Origin of the sequence: Dyadobacter fanqingshengii, from assembly GCF_023822005.2 — a bacterium.
Classification (GTDB): domain Bacteria; phylum Bacteroidota; class Bacteroidia; order Cytophagales; family Spirosomataceae; genus Dyadobacter; species Dyadobacter fanqingshengii.
This window is the reverse complement of the sequence record NZ_CP098806.1, coordinates 169,978-185,575: the sequence shown is the minus strand read 5'-3', so window position 1 is coordinate 185,575 and position 15,598 is coordinate 169,978. Positions and strand designations below refer to the sequence as shown.

General features: G+C 42.1%; 12 protein-coding genes. 10 read left to right on the top strand and 2 right to left on the bottom strand.

Annotated elements, in window-relative coordinates:
- The first annotated feature begins 64 nt into the window (after positions 1-64).
- The 5 genes from NFI81_RS00700 to NFI81_RS00680 all read left to right on the top strand — a co-directional run bounded on the left by NFI81_RS00700 (position 65) and on the right by NFI81_RS00680 (position 7,326).
- On the top strand, positions 65-1,504 hold the full coding sequence (locus NFI81_RS00700; RefSeq protein WP_234614794.1) for an MFS transporter: 1,440 nt from the start codon (positions 65-67) through the stop codon (positions 1,502-1,504).
- 30 nt (positions 1,505-1,534) lie between these two features.
- Positions 1,535-2,794, top strand: a complete 1,260-nt coding sequence (locus NFI81_RS00695) for an Hsp70 family protein (protein WP_234614917.1) — start codon at positions 1,535-1,537, stop codon at positions 2,792-2,794.
- Positions 2,795-2,982: 188 nt separating this feature from the next.
- Entirely contained in the window at positions 2,983-5,454 is a 2,472-nt protein-coding gene (locus tag NFI81_RS00690; RefSeq protein WP_234614795.1) for a TonB-dependent receptor, read from the top strand.
- Between the two features lie 11 nt (positions 5,455-5,465).
- Positions 5,466-6,806, top strand: a complete 1,341-nt coding sequence (locus NFI81_RS00685) for a DUF4374 domain-containing protein (protein ID WP_234614796.1) — start codon at positions 5,466-5,468, stop codon at positions 6,804-6,806.
- A gap of 121 nt (positions 6,807-6,927) precedes the next feature.
- A complete protein-coding gene (locus tag NFI81_RS00680) occupies positions 6,928-7,326 on the top strand; it encodes a hypothetical protein (RefSeq protein WP_234614797.1) in 399 nt (132 codons plus the stop codon).
- Positions 7,327-7,398: 72 nt separating this feature from the next.
- Here NFI81_RS00680 and NFI81_RS00675 read toward each other — a convergent pair whose 3' ends face one another.
- Positions 7,399-9,471 (bottom strand): right-handed parallel beta-helix repeat-containing protein, encoded by a 2,073-nt coding sequence (locus tag NFI81_RS00675; protein ID WP_234614798.1) that lies wholly within the window; start codon positions 9,469-9,471, stop codon positions 7,399-7,401.
- A gap of 435 nt (positions 9,472-9,906) precedes the next feature.
- On the opposite strand from NFI81_RS00675, the gene NFI81_RS00670 reads away from it, so the two are divergent.
- The 3 genes from NFI81_RS00670 to NFI81_RS00660 are packed head-to-tail and all read left to right on the top strand — an operon-like array spanning position 9,907 to position 12,735.
- Complete coding sequence (locus NFI81_RS00670; protein WP_234614799.1) at positions 9,907-10,671, top strand: WecB/TagA/CpsF family glycosyltransferase; 765 nt, start codon at positions 9,907-9,909, stop codon at positions 10,669-10,671.
- A 20-nt stretch (positions 10,672-10,691) separates the two neighbouring features.
- Positions 10,692-11,690, top strand: a complete 999-nt coding sequence (locus NFI81_RS00665) for a glycosyltransferase (RefSeq protein WP_234614800.1) — start codon at positions 10,692-10,694, stop codon at positions 11,688-11,690.
- 1 nt (position 11,691) lies between these two features.
- Positions 11,692-12,735: an acyltransferase gene (locus NFI81_RS00660; protein WP_234614801.1), complete on the top strand. Its 1,044-nt coding sequence runs from the start codon at positions 11,692-11,694 to the stop codon at positions 12,733-12,735.
- A 237-nt stretch (positions 12,736-12,972) separates the two neighbouring features.
- On the opposite strand, the gene NFI81_RS00655 is transcribed toward NFI81_RS00660, so the two are convergent.
- The gene (locus NFI81_RS00655; RefSeq protein ID WP_234614802.1) at positions 12,973-13,272 is read right to left on the bottom strand and encodes a hypothetical protein; all 300 of its coding nucleotides are present in this window, start codon (positions 13,270-13,272) and stop codon (positions 12,973-12,975) included.
- Here NFI81_RS00655 and NFI81_RS00650 point away from each other — a divergent pair.
- Positions 13,242-14,471 (top strand): glycosyltransferase family 4 protein, encoded by a 1,230-nt coding sequence (locus tag NFI81_RS00650; protein WP_234614803.1) that lies wholly within the window; start codon positions 13,242-13,244, stop codon positions 14,469-14,471. The two genes, NFI81_RS00655 and NFI81_RS00650, sit on opposite strands and share 31 nt — an antisense overlap.
- Positions 14,449-15,567 carry a glycosyltransferase family 4 protein gene (locus NFI81_RS00645; protein WP_234614804.1) on the top strand — a complete coding sequence of 373 codons (1,119 nt, stop codon included), beginning with the start codon at positions 14,449-14,451 and terminating at the stop codon, positions 15,565-15,567. Before NFI81_RS00650 ends, NFI81_RS00645 begins: the two co-directional genes overlap by 23 nt.
- Positions 15,568-15,598 lie beyond the last annotated feature (31 nt).

Genomic DNA, 15,598 nt, shown 5'->3' with positions numbered 1-15,598 from the left:
CTACTTGAAAAAGTTAGTATTCGCCTTGATCTTTAAGTTCTAAATATATGAAAACTTAAAATCCATGCGCTTAAAATTGTCCAGGGAGCTTCTGCTGATCATCTTGTCAGCGGGCATTTTTCTTTCGGTTATAGATTTATTCATTGTCAATGTTGCAATTCCATCCATCAAAAAAGGAATTCATGGAACGGACGCTGATATGCAGCTGGTGATCGCATTGTATCTGCTGGGTTATGCTGTTTTTTTGTTAGCGGGAGGAAGGGTTGGCGACGTTTACGGCAAGAAAAACGCCTACGTTACCGGCATGGTCTTCTTCACAATTGCTTCCGGTTTCTGCGGCTTTGCCCACACCGCCTGGCAACTGAATTTGGGTAGGCTTTTTCAGGGAATCAGTGCGGCTTTTATGGTTCCGCAGGGGATCGCCTATATCCAGGTTTTATTCAATGATCCCAAAGCGCGTACCCGGGCATTTGGGATCTATGGCAGCATTGCAGGCACCGCATCTGTCATTGGTCAGTTACTGGGAGGCATTTTGCCTGATATCACATTGATTGATGAAAGCTGGCGGCTGGTTTTCCTCATCAACTTCCCTATCGGCTTGATCTCAGCCGTTTTCGCGGCAAAATTTCTGCCCGATCACAAAGTTGTCCAGCCTGCCCGTTTTGACTTTTCAGGTGCAGCGCTGCTCACAGTCAGCTTGACATGTTTGGTATTGCCTGTTATTCTGGGTCGCGAGCTCAACTGGCCGCTGTGGAGCGTAATGCTGATTATTTTTTCACTGATCTTGCTTGCTGTATTTATATATATTCAAAAACGTAAGCAAACGGCCGGTAAACAGCCATTGATCGATTTTCATCTTTTCGCATTTAAGGATTTCAGAATCGGGTTATATGCGTCTGTCTGTTATTTTCTGGTTCAAGACACATACTTTCTGATTAATACCGTACTGATGCAAACCGGCTTTGGAATAAGTTCTTCGGTGACCGGCTTGTTTTTCGTCGTCCAAGGTTTGGGATACATGTTCGCTTCTTTTACCACTGTCCGTTATGTGGGCCGATACGGGAAAAATGTGCTGATCGTAGGCATTATCGCCATGGTTGTTTCCCTTGCATTTCATATTGCCTTCCTTCATTCACCCAAGATCAATTTGTTTGTGCTAGTGCCTGCATTGTTTGTGTATGGAGCCGGATGCGGCACAGTACTACCCTCTTTGTTAACATTAACCCTCAAAAATATCCCTTCCGAATACGCCGGTGCGGCTTCTGGAACATATGCCACTTTTCAGCAGATATCCATTGCTTTGGGGATCGGGATTTTGGGTGGAATGTTTTACGATCTGCTTGGATCACAGACCGATGTGCAGGATTTTTCTCGCGCTTATCAGGTCACTTCCTTCATCAATATGCTGCTTTTGCTGGTTGTGGGAATGTTTGTGTTCTTCCTGCCGAAGAGCCACGCACCTTGCCTTCCATCTAAACATTCGTTTGGATTGCCGCGTAAATAATGAGAAATTGCGCGCCCAATTTTTCAAATGATGACGACTTCTGTTTTTTGCGGTATTGATTTTGGCACTTCCAATTCCAGCCTGGCTGTGGCAAATCAAGACAATGTTTTCCTGGTTCCGGTTGAAAACAACCACCAGACCATTCCCAGTGCCATGTTTTTTGCCAGAAAAGACAACCATGCCTATTTCGGCCGGGAAGCCACTGAGCGGTTTCTGACCCGGCAGCCAGGCCGCTTAATGCGCAGCCTAAAACGCGTTTTGGGCAGTTCGGCCATGCGTCAGGGAACAATGGTCAATGGAGAACTGATGAAATTTGACCAGATCATTGCCGCGTTTTTGGATCAGATGAAACGCAAGGCGGAAGCGGATTGCGGCACAGAGCTCCGCCATGTGGTTATGGGAAGGCCCGTACATTTTGTAGATAATGATCCGGCAGCGGATCAACGGGCTGAAAATGAACTGAAACAGATAGCGAGAAATCTGGGCTTTGAACACGTAGGGTTTCAGTTTGAGCCCATTGCGGCCGCGTTCGCGCATGAAGCCGGTGTTACAGGAGAAAAGCTGGCCATGGTGGTTGATCTGGGTGGCGGAACGTCGGATTTTACCATTATAAGGTTATCCAGGGATAATGCCACCAAGCACGACAGAAACGAAGACATTCTGGCCAATACGGGCGTCAGGCTGGGTGGAAATGATTTTGACAGGGACCTGAGCCTGGCCGAAATGATGCCCGAGCTGGGTTTTCGGTCCAAATACGGAACCAAAAACCTGGAAGTGCCCTCCTATCATTATTTTGATCTGTCAGAATGGAGCAAAGTGAATTTTTTGTATACCAACAGGATTTTGTTCCAGGCCAAACAGCTGCTCCGCGAAACGCACGATCCGGTGCGTTATGGCAGGCTGATCAGCGTGCTTGAACAGGAAACGGGGCACGCCGTGCTGGCAGAAACCGAGAAGATCAAGATCGGCCTGGCCAGCAGCGAGAACTTCGCCGCCGCACTCGATTTTATTGATCAGGATCTGCGTATTCATGTAGCCAGAAAGGATTTTGATGCTGCTATCAACACAAAAACAGAACGTATTGTCCAGTCTGCACGGGAATGTCTGCAAGCGGCAGGCGTGACGCCGGAAAGGATCGGGCTGGTGATCATGACCGGCGGTTCAACCGAGATCCCGCTTATCCAACACCAGTTTCGGCAACTTTTCCCGGATGCAGAATGGTCCGAGGAAAACAAGCTTTCCAGCGTAGGGCTAGGCCTGGCCTATGACGCCCGCAATCGTTTTTCGTAAAAGCGCCTATGATGTCAATATTCCTTTTGACGTCACTAGAATTCCCTTTCGCGTCATTTTTCCTAAATCCGGGAATCTATCTTTGCTCTCAGTATAATTAGTCTAAATAAGACTCAACTATTCAGGCGTCCATCTCTTGCAAAACAGGGCTGGCTACAGCCGGGCAATAAATATTAAGTAAAAACCTGATGTTATTGAAGCATTCTCTACTTGTTACCGCGATCGCTACGCTATTTCATTTTAATATCCTTGCGCAGACAACCAATCCAAAAACGGCGACCATCAAAGGCAAGGTGAGGGAAGAAAAAGGCTCGGTGGTAAGTTTTGCGACAGTCAGGGTTAACGGCACCAACATTGCCACCTTTTCCGAAACTGACGGAACGTTCCTGCTCAAAGACGTGCCTTACGGAAACCAGGAGATATTGATCACATCGGTTGAAATAAAATCCAAAACACTGAAATTCAATGTCCACAGGCCTCAGCACGAACTGAACCCGGTTGTAGCCAAAACTGCATTGGATCTCAATGAAGTGCAGATCGTTCAAAAAACAGAAAAGAAACAAATTGAAACACAGGGATTTGCAGTTGCAGTCATTGAAACCAAGGAAGCCTCACTGAGAAACTTGACAACCAATGAACTGCTGGACCGGGCTGTGGGCGTGCGCGTCCGGCAGAACGGAGGGATCGGATCTCGCGTGGAATATAATCTCAATGGTATGTCTGGCAGTGCTGTTGGCATATTCCTGGACGGGATCGAAATAGCCACTTATGGTTCTTCATTCAATCTGAACAACATCCCTCCGGCGATGATCGAGCGCATTGAGGTGTATAAGGGTGTGCTTCCTTCTCACCTGACGGGCGATTATGTGGGCGGGGCCATCAATGTTGTATTGAAAAAAGACGCATCCCAAAACAACATTACCGCGGCTGTGGCTTACGGGTCATTCAATACATTCCAGTCGGACCTGTCGGGGATATACCGAAATAAGAAAAGCGGTTTTACTACGCGAGCTTCGGCCTTCTACACGTATACGGACAACAGCTATACAACCTGGGGCAAGTTTTCCAAATTCGTACATCCCGACAGAACATTGGAGCGGTATTACAAGGCCAAAAGATTCAACAACACCTATAAGTCTGTTGGGGCCAGGTTTGAAGCGGGTTTCACGAATGTCAAATGGGCCGATCAGTTCTTTTTAGGATATAACATTTCGGATACTTACAGTGAAATACCGCATGGCACCACCATGGCCAGGCCTTATGTAGGCAGGTTTGGCGAGTATCAGGCGCATGTGGTAAGCCTGAATTACAATAAGAACAACTTTCTGGCCAAAGGTCTGGCTGTCAATGTCAATGCGGTCAGAAGTTACAGGAGCACTTATGTCCAGGATACGGTTGGTCAGGTTTACAACTGGGACGGTAAGCCCAGAATGCTCATCCGAAACGGAGTGGAAATACCGGTTCCGCCCACGCCGGGCATGGGTCAGCAAGGACCTAAAAGCATTGTGCAGGTGAACAGGCAAATCACGAATATGCGTACAAATCTGGGATATACCATCGTACTCGGACACAGGGTTTCACTGAATCACAAACTGGAAAAAACGGACAGGGACGACAATGATCTGCTCAATCCGGTCAACAAAGACCTGGTGACGGTAAGCAATGTGATGAACAACATTTTCGCAATGAACTATGAAGCGCAGCTGCTGAACGATAAATTAAGGACAAATTTATTAGCCAAATACAACTTCAACCGGACCATTCAGACGCGGCCTGAACTCATTGAACAGGATGGCGCCAATATTGTCAACAGGGTTCAGAACAAAACCGTCAACAACAACAAGGGATACGGCGCTACGGTTTCTTACAATGTTGTTTCCAAAATGTACGTGATCGGTTCCACCGAAAATTCCTATGTAGCCGCCACCGAAAACCAGTTATACGGTGATCCTGAGAACAATATCCTGGAAAATACGGGCCTGATACCCGAGAAGAATGTGAATTATAATCTTGGTGTGCGGCACGGCCCTGTTCAGGTGGGCAAACATAAGCTCACGCTGTATGCAAGCGCATTCTGGCGAAATGGTTTTGATAAGATCACCCAACAGGCGGTGGAAGACCAGATCGTGCAGGGAAGAGAAAGTGATGCGGATATCCAGGTTACCAAATATGTGAATCTGGGCAGAACACAGTCCAGAGGATTTGAAGGTGAGATCATTTATGTATACGACAACCGCCTGAATGCCCTGTTTAATTTTTCCAAATTCAACACGCTGTTCAAACAGAAATTCGACCAAAAGGGCAATCCTCACGACCTGTACAATTTGCAGCTGCCCAACGAGCCATTTTTCATCATGAATGGCAGTGTTCAGTACCGCCTTAACGACAAGTTTCAAAAAAAATCAATTCTCAACATCTACTATAACACGGGATTTGTGGGTGCGTTCGGGACCGTGTGGATGGATTCGGAATGGTTTACCACGCCTACCCAGTTTTACCACGATATCGGCGCAAGCTACCGGTTCCCGAGCGGAAAAATGGTGGCAAGTTTTGATCTGAAAAATATTTTGAATGCAGAAATGTATGACAATTTCGGCGTTCAGAAGCCGGGAAGGGCCATTTCAATTAAGTTAAATTATACAATCAGTAAATTTTTATAATCCATTTCAATATGAAGAAAAATCTGTTTACGGCAGCGATACTAAGCATGGCACTGATGTTTACGGCCTGCAATGATGACGAAGGAACGCCCGATCCAGGTGGAGAAACGCCGGGAGCTGCGAGAGAATTTGTATCCCTGACAGCCTCTATCCCCGATGAAGCAGGAACAGCCGGCAACGGTGGAACAATGGCCTACGCCATTACGCACGAACAAGCAATTGACCCGAATTTTTCAGTTAATATTTATCAGAATGGATTTGGTTTAAGATCGGCCCGCACAGCGCGTGTACAGGCCTCTGAGGATGGAACTGAGCTTTACAACATTCAGTACACAGGCGAAGATGGCGGCGTATTTAACAAATATCTGGTGAAAGGTGCCAAAGATTACCAGGATACAGGCAATGAACTGGACCTGTCGGATATCGTGGGCACATCACCGCGCTGGACAAAAGCCGCTGAAAATATCGGCATCGGTGTGCACTTGACCGGAAGCACTACGGTTACGGAAGGCGCAGCGCCCAACCATATTTTTAAATATACCAGGGGGAAAGTAAGAATTGCCGTTATTGATCTGGAGAATGCAAAGGTGCCCAACTCTACTGAATTTGACTTCCCTTTCCCGGCTGAACTGGAAGCAAAGGGATATGCTGTGGGACGTATTGATGTGCCCGTGCTGAACGAGGCAAAAACCAAGATTTTTATTGGTTGTAATGTCAGCAAAATAGATCCTTCCAAGTTATCATACACAACAGCCGGTGAGCCGACCTGGGCGAATGATGCAGCCAGCAGAACGATTGGCACTACAACGCTTGTGGTGGACTATCCTTCATTGCAAAATCCGAAGCTAATCTATTCAACACTATCTAAAACCAACAACCACTCGTACCGTACCATGACTCAGTATGTTGGCACGGATGGCAATGTGTATCAGGCAACGGCTACGGGCGGAAAGGATATCCTGCGCATCAACAAAAGCAATGATGATTATGACAACGGCTATCACTTCAATCTGGACGCAGCGCTGGGCCTTACAGACACGCGTATCCAGGCATGGAGATATATTAAAGATGGTGTTGGTTTGGTCTTGTATAACATTGCCGGAAAAGGCGGCTATATGGCACTGATTGATCTGAATGCAAAAACGGCGGCAAAGATCAGCAGCGATTATGAAGCAGGTCTGGACTTTGGACAATACCAGAATCTGGCAGTAAGCGGAGATTTTATATATGTCCCCTTGACCCCGACAGGCGAAGCAGGCCGCTTATATGTCATTAACTGGAAAACGAAAGAAGTTATTAAAGGAACCACATTAACCGGTCAATCCGGATCAAGCTATCTGGGTTCTTACTAAGTCGCGGTAGGTTCATACAGTTTGAACAGGCGGACATCCCGAAAAGGTGTCCGCCTGCTGCTGTAGCGCGTACTTGGTTGCATGCCGGTTTGTATTAACTTTACAAAAACAGCCTTCCATAATGAATCGAAACAGAAAACTGATTTTCCTTGTCCTGATCGTTGCTGTGATCGGATACATTATTTACGATTCGACCTCGCAGCCGACGGTAGATGATCTGGAAGGCAATTTTATAGAAGTGGCCAGTTTCCGGAATCAAAACAACAAGGGCCCGATCGTGCGGATTTATAATGTGTCCGTTGAGGGACCGGTTTATGACAAGATGAAAAAATATGGAGATATGATGCCCTACACAAAATATGGCACTACAACTGTCTACTTTTTCGATGCTTCCAAACCCGTCCCCAATGCATTGGTACAAACCAAACCACACTTTGATCCTGAGTTTAACGACAACTGTTACGCCGTTTATATCAAAGACCAAAACGGCGGGATTACATTTCAAAAATCCCCTTTTTAGGGCATTGCCTTTGCGAGCTCGCTTCCAGAGGTGTGAGCGGTTTTGAGGGAACTAGTGTGTTTTGAACTAAAATCACTGTTTTACAAAAATATACGAACTGCGAACACCATTACTTCTGGTCAAAGTTAAAGTATAAGTACCCGCTATAAATTTGGCTACCGGCACCCCATCCTTTGGGAAAGTCGGGCTTTCGTAAAGGATCGCGCCGGACTGATTATAGATGCAAACTTTTACAGCATGATTCACCGACGCTTCCCTGAGCTGTATGCGCTCACTCGCTGGATTTGGAAAAATAATAACTGAATTTTTATCATCGAATTGTAGCGCACGAAGCTGACTTATACTGTATGAACCATCATTGTCCACCATTGTCAGCCGGTAATAATTTTGTCCATCTGATGGATTGTTATGCAAAAAACTATATTTCCTCAGAGATGCGCTTTCTCCGGCAGCGATCACATGCCCGAGATCAGCCCAGGACTTTGTATCGATACTGTGCTCAACTTTGAAATGGCTGGCATTGGCTTCATGAACCGTTGACCAGGCCAAAAACGCATTAAGTCCTTCTGCATGCGCAAAGAATTCCCTCAGTGTAACAGGAAGGGCATCGCCCGGATCAGGGATGGAGTCCAACGTATCAGATGGCGGTATCAGAGAGTCACCTGATAGCTCATATGCACCCATATCTGGACTAATTCCCTTAAACGGCAATCCTATCATTTTACCTGAATCAACGCACGGTGAATTCTTTTGTAAACGCAAATCATTTTGATTTGCGAATAATGGATTTAACGAGATCGAATGAACCCCTTTTCCAGTCGCCTGACGATATTGCGCTAAACTCTTTTGGGAATGCGAACCTCTATTGGAATAAATATCATTTCGTCCCTGATTGTAAAAGCAATTGTAATCATCCTCTTCAAGTAAATCCATATCGTCGGTACTAAAATTTATCATGCCGTACCATGAAGGTGTATTGATGGTACTGAAGATATTATTTACCAACTTGATTCCCTGTACTTCCGACGGCTTTTCATAATCCAGGTCAAAGAACCTGCTTTTAAAATTGTAGATTGAATTGTTGTACACATTTACACCTCCAGCTTTATGGATACCAATTGCAACACTGGAATAATCTATGCCGCCACCTATCATCACATTGCCGGATATGGTTGAATTTAATTTTGCCCCGATGCCATTTTCTTCGCCATACCCATCAACTATTTTACACTTTTCATAATTAATTATGTAAATGTAAGCATGCCCGCCATTAGACATGACGTTGTTTATAACGTTGCAATTAAATGCATTTTCAAGCTCAATAGAATCATTTATGATGTTGAAAATTCTATTATTCCGAACTGTATGATTGTATACAAGGTAAAATGCTCCATCCAAATCAATGCCTGCCGATTTACAATCACTGATCACATTATTCTCAAATACAGAGTCGTGCGTTTCAATCATGGTCCAAATTCCGCGAACAGAGAAATTCCGGACCTTATTTCCTGTGTATGTATTATGATGACAATACTTGTGATGCTCCCAAATCCCATTTCCGTTTCCATCATTAGTAGTCCCATCTACCGTGTTATTTTCAAAAATATTATAGGAACCCTGGATCACAACGCCACCCAAAAAATTGCAATTCCTGACCTTCGAATTAGTCATTCCAGAATGGAGTTCAGACCAAGCATTCCCCAATTGGGCAACAATATCGATAGATCCAGACCGGGCAAAAATTAAACCGTCGAATATTAAGTCGTGCTGATAGGTCGTATTGATATTCAGAGCCAGATTTTTAAAACCATCAATGATGGGTAATTGTCCATCTCCATAGCTTCCAAATCGGATGCCGTTTGCTCCTGGCTCAAGTGTAATGCCAGTCCACTTATCGCCCTTTTTGAATAATACGAAATCTCCCGGGCTCATATTAACATAGTTCTCTTCCAGCTTTTTAAGCGTTTTCCAGGGTGTTGAGGGATTTTGAGCATTTGTAATGGATCGGGAATCATTCCCAGAAGACATTGAAAAATAAAAACTCTTCCCGCTGGCCGCAAAAGAGAATAGCAAAAAAACCATCAGCACGAAATTTGCCGCAATGGATCTATGCACAGTAATCGATTTAAAAACCATATCCTTCATGTCACAACATTTGTTGTTATCATCATCCTTATCCCTAACAGACGTCATCAAGCCGATTTACCATCGAAATCCCTGGTTTTCAGCTGCTTTGTGAGGGTCGGCGCACAAACTGTTCAGTAAAAATAGCTGCTAAAAAATCGAGAAGTATTTTTATAGCGGCAATAATATTATTCAATTATTCGAAACATATACTACTTACCGTTATTCTACAACATCCTGCATAATACTACAAAGCTTTCAAATTCAAGTCTGGGTGCGTATTGTAAAAATACTTCCAACGCTGATTCAAATACATTTTGCTATGTAACTATTTGTATAACTGATAGTTATGTTTAGAAAAAAGTTTTTAACTTTGGTGCGATCTATAAATATTCTCACTTATTTTTGATCAATTTAATCGCCCCAAAAGAGCGTAAACCCAACAAAATCATAAAAATGGAGTCAAGCGTTAACTTCCTGGGGTATTCCCTGGCAGTAAATCCTTTTCCTTTATCTATTACAAAAGGGCAAAAAATTATCATTAATACAATCAATCAGTACTCATTCTGCATAGCAGAAAAGGATGTTGTATTTAAAGAAGCCCTGAGGACATCCGATATTCTACTTCCGGATGGGATTGGTATTGTCAAGGCCTGCTCCTACATTACAGGCAAGCCGCTAAAAAAAATAGCCGGTGCGGAAATTCACGAGGATCTGCTAAAAACACTTAATGTGGAAGGCGGCAAATGCTTCTACCTGGGTTCCTCTGACAAGACATTAAATGGGATAAAAAGCAGGATTGAAAAAGATTATCCATTTGTCCGGGCCGCGTTTTATTCTCCGCCTTATAAAGAGATATTTGATGAGAAAGACATCATTGCAATGATTGAGCAAATCGATGACTTCAAGCCAGATGTACTCTTCATTGGATTAACCGCGCCCAAGCAAGAAAAGCTTTCCTATTTATTCAAAGACAAATTTGACGCAAACATAATCTGCTCCATCGGCGCTGTCTTTGACTTTTACGCCAAAACAATCACCCGACCAAGTCAGTTTTGGATCGACCTGCATTTAGAATGGCTTGTCAGACTCGTCAAAGAGCCAAAAAGAATGTGGAAAAGATATCTGTATTTTGGTTTTCTATTTATTTATAAGATGTTAAATCAGAAAAAAACCATTGACCAGGCTCCGGAAGAGTTCGCAAAGCATAAGTTACAGTAAGTATAAATTCGATTATTACAATGACTTTACTCTCCATAATAGTTCCGGTTTTCAATAAGGTCAATTACATCGACGGCACCATCCAATCTATCTTGTCTCAAAGCTTCACGAATTACGAATTGATCCTGGTAAATGATGGATCAACAGATGGAAGTGATGCAAAATGTGAAGAATACAAAAATCTCGATAAAAGGATAACTGTAATCCACCAACTGAATGGTGGAGTCTCGTCTGCACGAAATGCGGGAATTGCAGCTGCGAATGGTGATTACATTGGCTTCATTGATGCAGATGACACAATTGAACCCGATATGTATGAATTGCTTATTCAAAACGCACTGAGATTTGATGCTGATATCTCTGTATGCCGCATGAAAGTGATATTCGATGACAAACTGGTTACCACATCCGAGCAGGAAGAGGTGCATACCTATGATAATAACCAGGCGCTCTCTATGTGCCTGAAAGGAGAATTGGATAGAAGTGCAAATAACAAGATATATAAATCATCGATTATAAAATCCATCCATTTTCAGGGACGTATTTACGAGGACATACTTTTTACATGTAAAGCATTTATAGTTTCCCAAAATACCGTTTTCCAAAATTCTGTAAAATACAATTACATACTAAGGCATAATTCAACAAGCCTTACCAAATTCAACCCAGCTTACGGGGAAACAATCGCCGTATCGAGCACCATTGTTGACTTGGTTTCGCAAACCCGCGATCCTAAACTTGTTCTGGAAGCAAAAGCATTTGATTTTTTAACAAATCTTTCATTGCTTAATTTGATACTGCTTAGTAATAAAAATCTATATGAAACGGAGTACAAGAAAGTTTTGGGCACCCTCAGAAGTTATTCTGCCTTATTGAGAGAGCCTAACTGGATTTCACAAAAACATAAAGTGGCATATTATCTCTTCTTTTTAAATCCTGGAATCTATAAATATGCAATGAATCTGTATTGCATATTTGCGAAATCAGATGTTTTAAAGAGGGCAACTCATCCACAATAGAATGAAAGAACTATCCCATAATGATTGGATTAATAGTTTACGAGTTCTAGCTCTATTTGCCGTTATCATTATACACGTTTCAGCACCAGCAGTCACAAGCCAATATTTTACCGACAATTCGTCCTGGTGGATAGCAAACTTTTATAACTCACTTTGCAGACCTTGCGTGCCCATTTTTGTAATGATAACGGGAAGTCTGCTGCTGCCGAAAAAAGACGGGACCAAGGAGTTTCTCTCAAAACGAATAAAGAAAATAATATATCCGTTCATATTTTGGAGCCAAATATATCTGCTTTATCAATTGGCCTTGCGTATCATGCAAGGTGAATACCCCAACGTAATTAGCCTGTTACTACTGGAAATCAGACAGATAGTAACTGGAACATCCGTTCATCTCTGGTATGTTTATATGCTTTTGGGTCTATATCTGACGATACCAATAATCAAGCCGTGGATACAAAATGCCAGTAACAAAGAAATTGGATACTTTCTCGTTATCTGGATTTTCACACTTGCAATTAATGTCATCAGGCCTTCTGGCCCACTTGATCTGCAGTTAATATATTTTAGTGGATATATCGGCTATCTTGTGTTGGGTTATTATTTGGGTCATAGATTTACCGCTTCCAAAATGATATTAAGGTTAAGCGCATTATTTTTCGTAATCGGATTTTTAGTGACTTTTTTTGGCACATTTTATATACACAAGCATAACTTGTTAACTGAATACGATTTTTATGATTTCCTTTCAATAAATGTGGCTCTCTGTGCAAGTACTGTTTTTCTCCTGTTCAAAGAAAAATATATAAGCTTTAAAGGCGCTATTCTAAGTACAATTGTTAAGAAAATCAATGCTTACAGTTTCGGTATTTATTTAAGTCATATGCTTTTGCTCGCTTTTCTATTTCAAATAAAGATTGATTATAGAATATTTGGTCCAACAATAGGAATACCATTTACTGCGATAATCTGTCTGATATTAAGTCTCATTATCGTAAAGGTCATCAATGTGTTGCCCTATGGAAAATATATATCTGGAAATTAGACTCATATGATTTTTTTTCACTTTATTTTCCAAGATTGGAAGGTAAATAGCAGCAAAGGAAAAGTCATAATCTTGCTGTTTAGAATTGCCAATTTTTGCTCGACCCGTAAGATTTACTATTATCTTGGCTTTCCTTATCTAGTTTTCTATAAGATTTTAGTAGAATGGATATTTTGTATCGAAATTCCCTGGAATGTTAAAATAGGTAAGAATTTTAGATTATATCACGGGCAGTCGCTAGTGCTTAGCCGGGATGTAGTCATTGGATCTAACTGCACCGTCAGGCACTGCACGACTATTGGCAACAAACAAGTAAGCGATCATGAGTTTAGTGCTTCGCCTGTGATCGGAAACAATGTTGATATTGGTAGTAATGTATGTATAATTGGAAATATCCGTATCAATGACAATGTCAAGATCGGCTGTGGCACAGTAGTCACCAAAGACGTTGTCGGGAACTCTACGGTAATCGGAAATCCCGCAATAGTGAAGGTTAAAGTAACGATATGAAAAAAGTTTTATTAAGTGCTTATGCATGCTCTCCAATCAGAGGGTCTGAACCAGGAAACGGATGGAGCTGGGCGACTACCCTGGCCCAAAGCGGATTTGAAGTTTGGTGTATTACCAATATCGAAGATCAGCAGGCCACAACGGATGAATGCAATAGGTTAAATTTAAAAAACCTTCATTTTGTTTTTGTCAATATCAGCGGAAGATTGGATGAATATCTTTTAAATACTGACTCAAAAACGATATATCTCCATTATTACCTTTGGCGGCAGCGTGCCAGCAAAGTCGCTAAGAATCTACATGATATTCATCATTTTGATGTTGCCCACCATGTTACCTTTGGCAGTCTCCAGCAGGGCACTTTTTTATGGAAATTGAACGACGTAAAAATAGTTTTCGGCCCCGTGGGCGGCGGACAAAAAGCTTTGCCTCAATTTAAAGAATATTTTGGATCGTCATGGAAATTTGAAATACTGCGGGACGTGGTATCCCGGGTGAGTTTAGTTTTTAGCTCGGAATTGGGAAATACTTTAAGAAAAGCCGATGTAGTACTTGTAACCAATTCTGATACGCAGGAAATGGTGCGAAAAACGAAGCTCCTTAAAGAAGATAAATTGCATTTTATAATTGACAATGCTGTTCCAAAACGAATGGAACAAAACGTCTACGTTAATCGGGAAGACAAGCAGAAATTAAGGCTTTTGTGGGTTGGAAGAATGTTACCAAGGAAAGGATTGAAGTTGGTGTTCCATGCATTGTCATTAGTTGATAAATCTGTCGATTACTCATTGACCATTGTTGGTGGAGGCGAGCAATTTCATTTAGTTGAAGATTGGATCCGCGAATATGGGTTGGATATGTCCCGTTTCAACATTCTGGGTCAGGTAGCATTCGAGCAGGTAATTAAGTCCTATCAAGACGCCGACGCATTTATTTTTTGCTCTCTCCGAGATTCATGCCCGGCGCAATTAAATGAAGCAATGGCTTACGGGTTACCAATCATAACATTAGATATACATGGGTCTTCTCTATCGGTGCCAGAAAACTGCGGAATCAAGGTAAAGCCTTTATCAGCAGGCCAAACAGCGAATAAAATTGCAGAGGCAATTGGAAAATTTCATGATAACCCGGAGTTCAGGAAGTCTTGCTCAGAAAACGCCTTTCAGTACGCAAAACAAAATACCTGGAAAAACAAAGTAAGCCATGTTACCGAAAGATTTTATTAGCATGAATAAAAAAATTGTTATTGGAATTCCACCGAAGGCTCATCTTACTCTGGCATTGGATGAAGTCAATGGTTTTCGCGAAATTGGTTATGATTGTAATTATATCACTTATGGTCGGAATGATCAATCAATCAATGTTTTTAACAAACTGATTGGCGTTATAAAAAATGCAATTAATATTGTTTTTGCCTTATATAAATTCTCACCTGCTTATTTATATTTGAATTCCAGATTTGAGCCCGTCGCTTCTACAAGAGATGCTATTTCGCTATTGATTATAAAAGCATTATATTTTAAAAACGTTAAAATAATTATAAAGACGCATGGTTCAGACTTTGCTGTTTTTTCACCAGATAGGGGTTTTTTTATTAAGCAGGTGGTGTCATTTTTAGCAAAAAATGTAAATGCCTGGTTTTTTTTATCCAGTGAAGAAAAGGACATAGTCTATAAAAACAATCCATCATTAGGTAGAAATGCATATGTTACAGCTAATGTCGTAGACTCAAAGAGATCAGTTCATTCGCGAGCATTTCAAACTGAATTTAAATTACCCGATAACAAGTTTAAGTTTCTGTTTGTCGGACGTATTGTACGGGAAAAAGGCGTTTTCGCTATATTGGAAAGTATTCCCCACCTACCTTTTAAAGATAAATGCCAGTTTATTTTTGTTGGTGACGGACCCGATCTCAATGAGCTCATCGCGCTTTCAGAGCAATTGAAGGTAACGGATAACGTAAGTTTCGTGGGATTTATCAACGACGATAAATGTGACCATTTCTACGCAAATACTGACGCGCTGGTCTTTCCGACCTTTTTTAACGAGGGTTTTCCGATGGCGCTGTTCAAAGCAGTTGCTGCGGGACTTCCAATCATAACTACCAGAATAAGAGCCGCAAAAGATCATTTGATTGAACCAGACAATACTTTGTGGGTAAGTGGTGATTCTACTTCTACCCTCATAGATGCGATTACCAGACTTTACGAAAATCCAGGCTTACGGGAGTCCATGTCGCTAAACAACAGGAAACTTGGTGAAGAATTTAGCCGGCATAAAGTGGTTACACAAATGCATCAAACGCTTTCAACATTAGCATAACAGGTTTTTCACTTCATTTTCCAAATACTTA

Bases quoted from the DNA above. Each gene is read 5' to 3' on its own strand.
- NFI81_RS00700 (WP_234614794.1), top strand. From the start codon at position 65: ATGCGCTTAAAATTGTCCAGGGAGCTTCTGCTGATCATCTTGTCAGCG.
- NFI81_RS00695 (WP_234614917.1), top strand. From the start codon at position 1,535: ATGACGACTTCTGTTTTTTGCGGTATTGATTTTGGCACTTCCAATTCC.
- NFI81_RS00690 (WP_234614795.1), top strand. From the start codon at position 2,983: ATGTTATTGAAGCATTCTCTACTTGTTACCGCGATCGCTACGCTATTT.
- NFI81_RS00685 (WP_234614796.1), top strand. From the start codon at position 5,466: ATGAAGAAAAATCTGTTTACGGCAGCGATACTAAGCATGGCACTGATG.
- NFI81_RS00680 (WP_234614797.1), top strand. From the start codon at position 6,928: ATGAATCGAAACAGAAAACTGATTTTCCTTGTCCTGATCGTTGCTGTG.
- NFI81_RS00675 (WP_234614798.1), bottom strand. From the start codon at position 9,471: ATGAAGGATATGGTTTTTAAATCGATTACTGTGCATAGATCCATTGCG.
- NFI81_RS00670 (WP_234614799.1), top strand. From the start codon at position 9,907: ATGGAGTCAAGCGTTAACTTCCTGGGGTATTCCCTGGCAGTAAATCCT.
- NFI81_RS00665 (WP_234614800.1), top strand. From the start codon at position 10,692: ATGACTTTACTCTCCATAATAGTTCCGGTTTTCAATAAGGTCAATTAC.
- NFI81_RS00660 (WP_234614801.1), top strand. From the start codon at position 11,692: ATGAAAGAACTATCCCATAATGATTGGATTAATAGTTTACGAGTTCTA.
- NFI81_RS00650 (WP_234614803.1), top strand. From the start codon at position 13,242: ATGAAAAAAGTTTTATTAAGTGCTTATGCATGCTCTCCAATCAGAGGG.
- NFI81_RS00655 (WP_234614802.1), bottom strand. From the start codon at position 13,272: ATGCATAAGCACTTAATAAAACTTTTTTCATATCGTTACTTTAACCTT.
- NFI81_RS00645 (WP_234614804.1), top strand. From the start codon at position 14,449: ATGTTACCGAAAGATTTTATTAGCATGAATAAAAAAATTGTTATTGGA.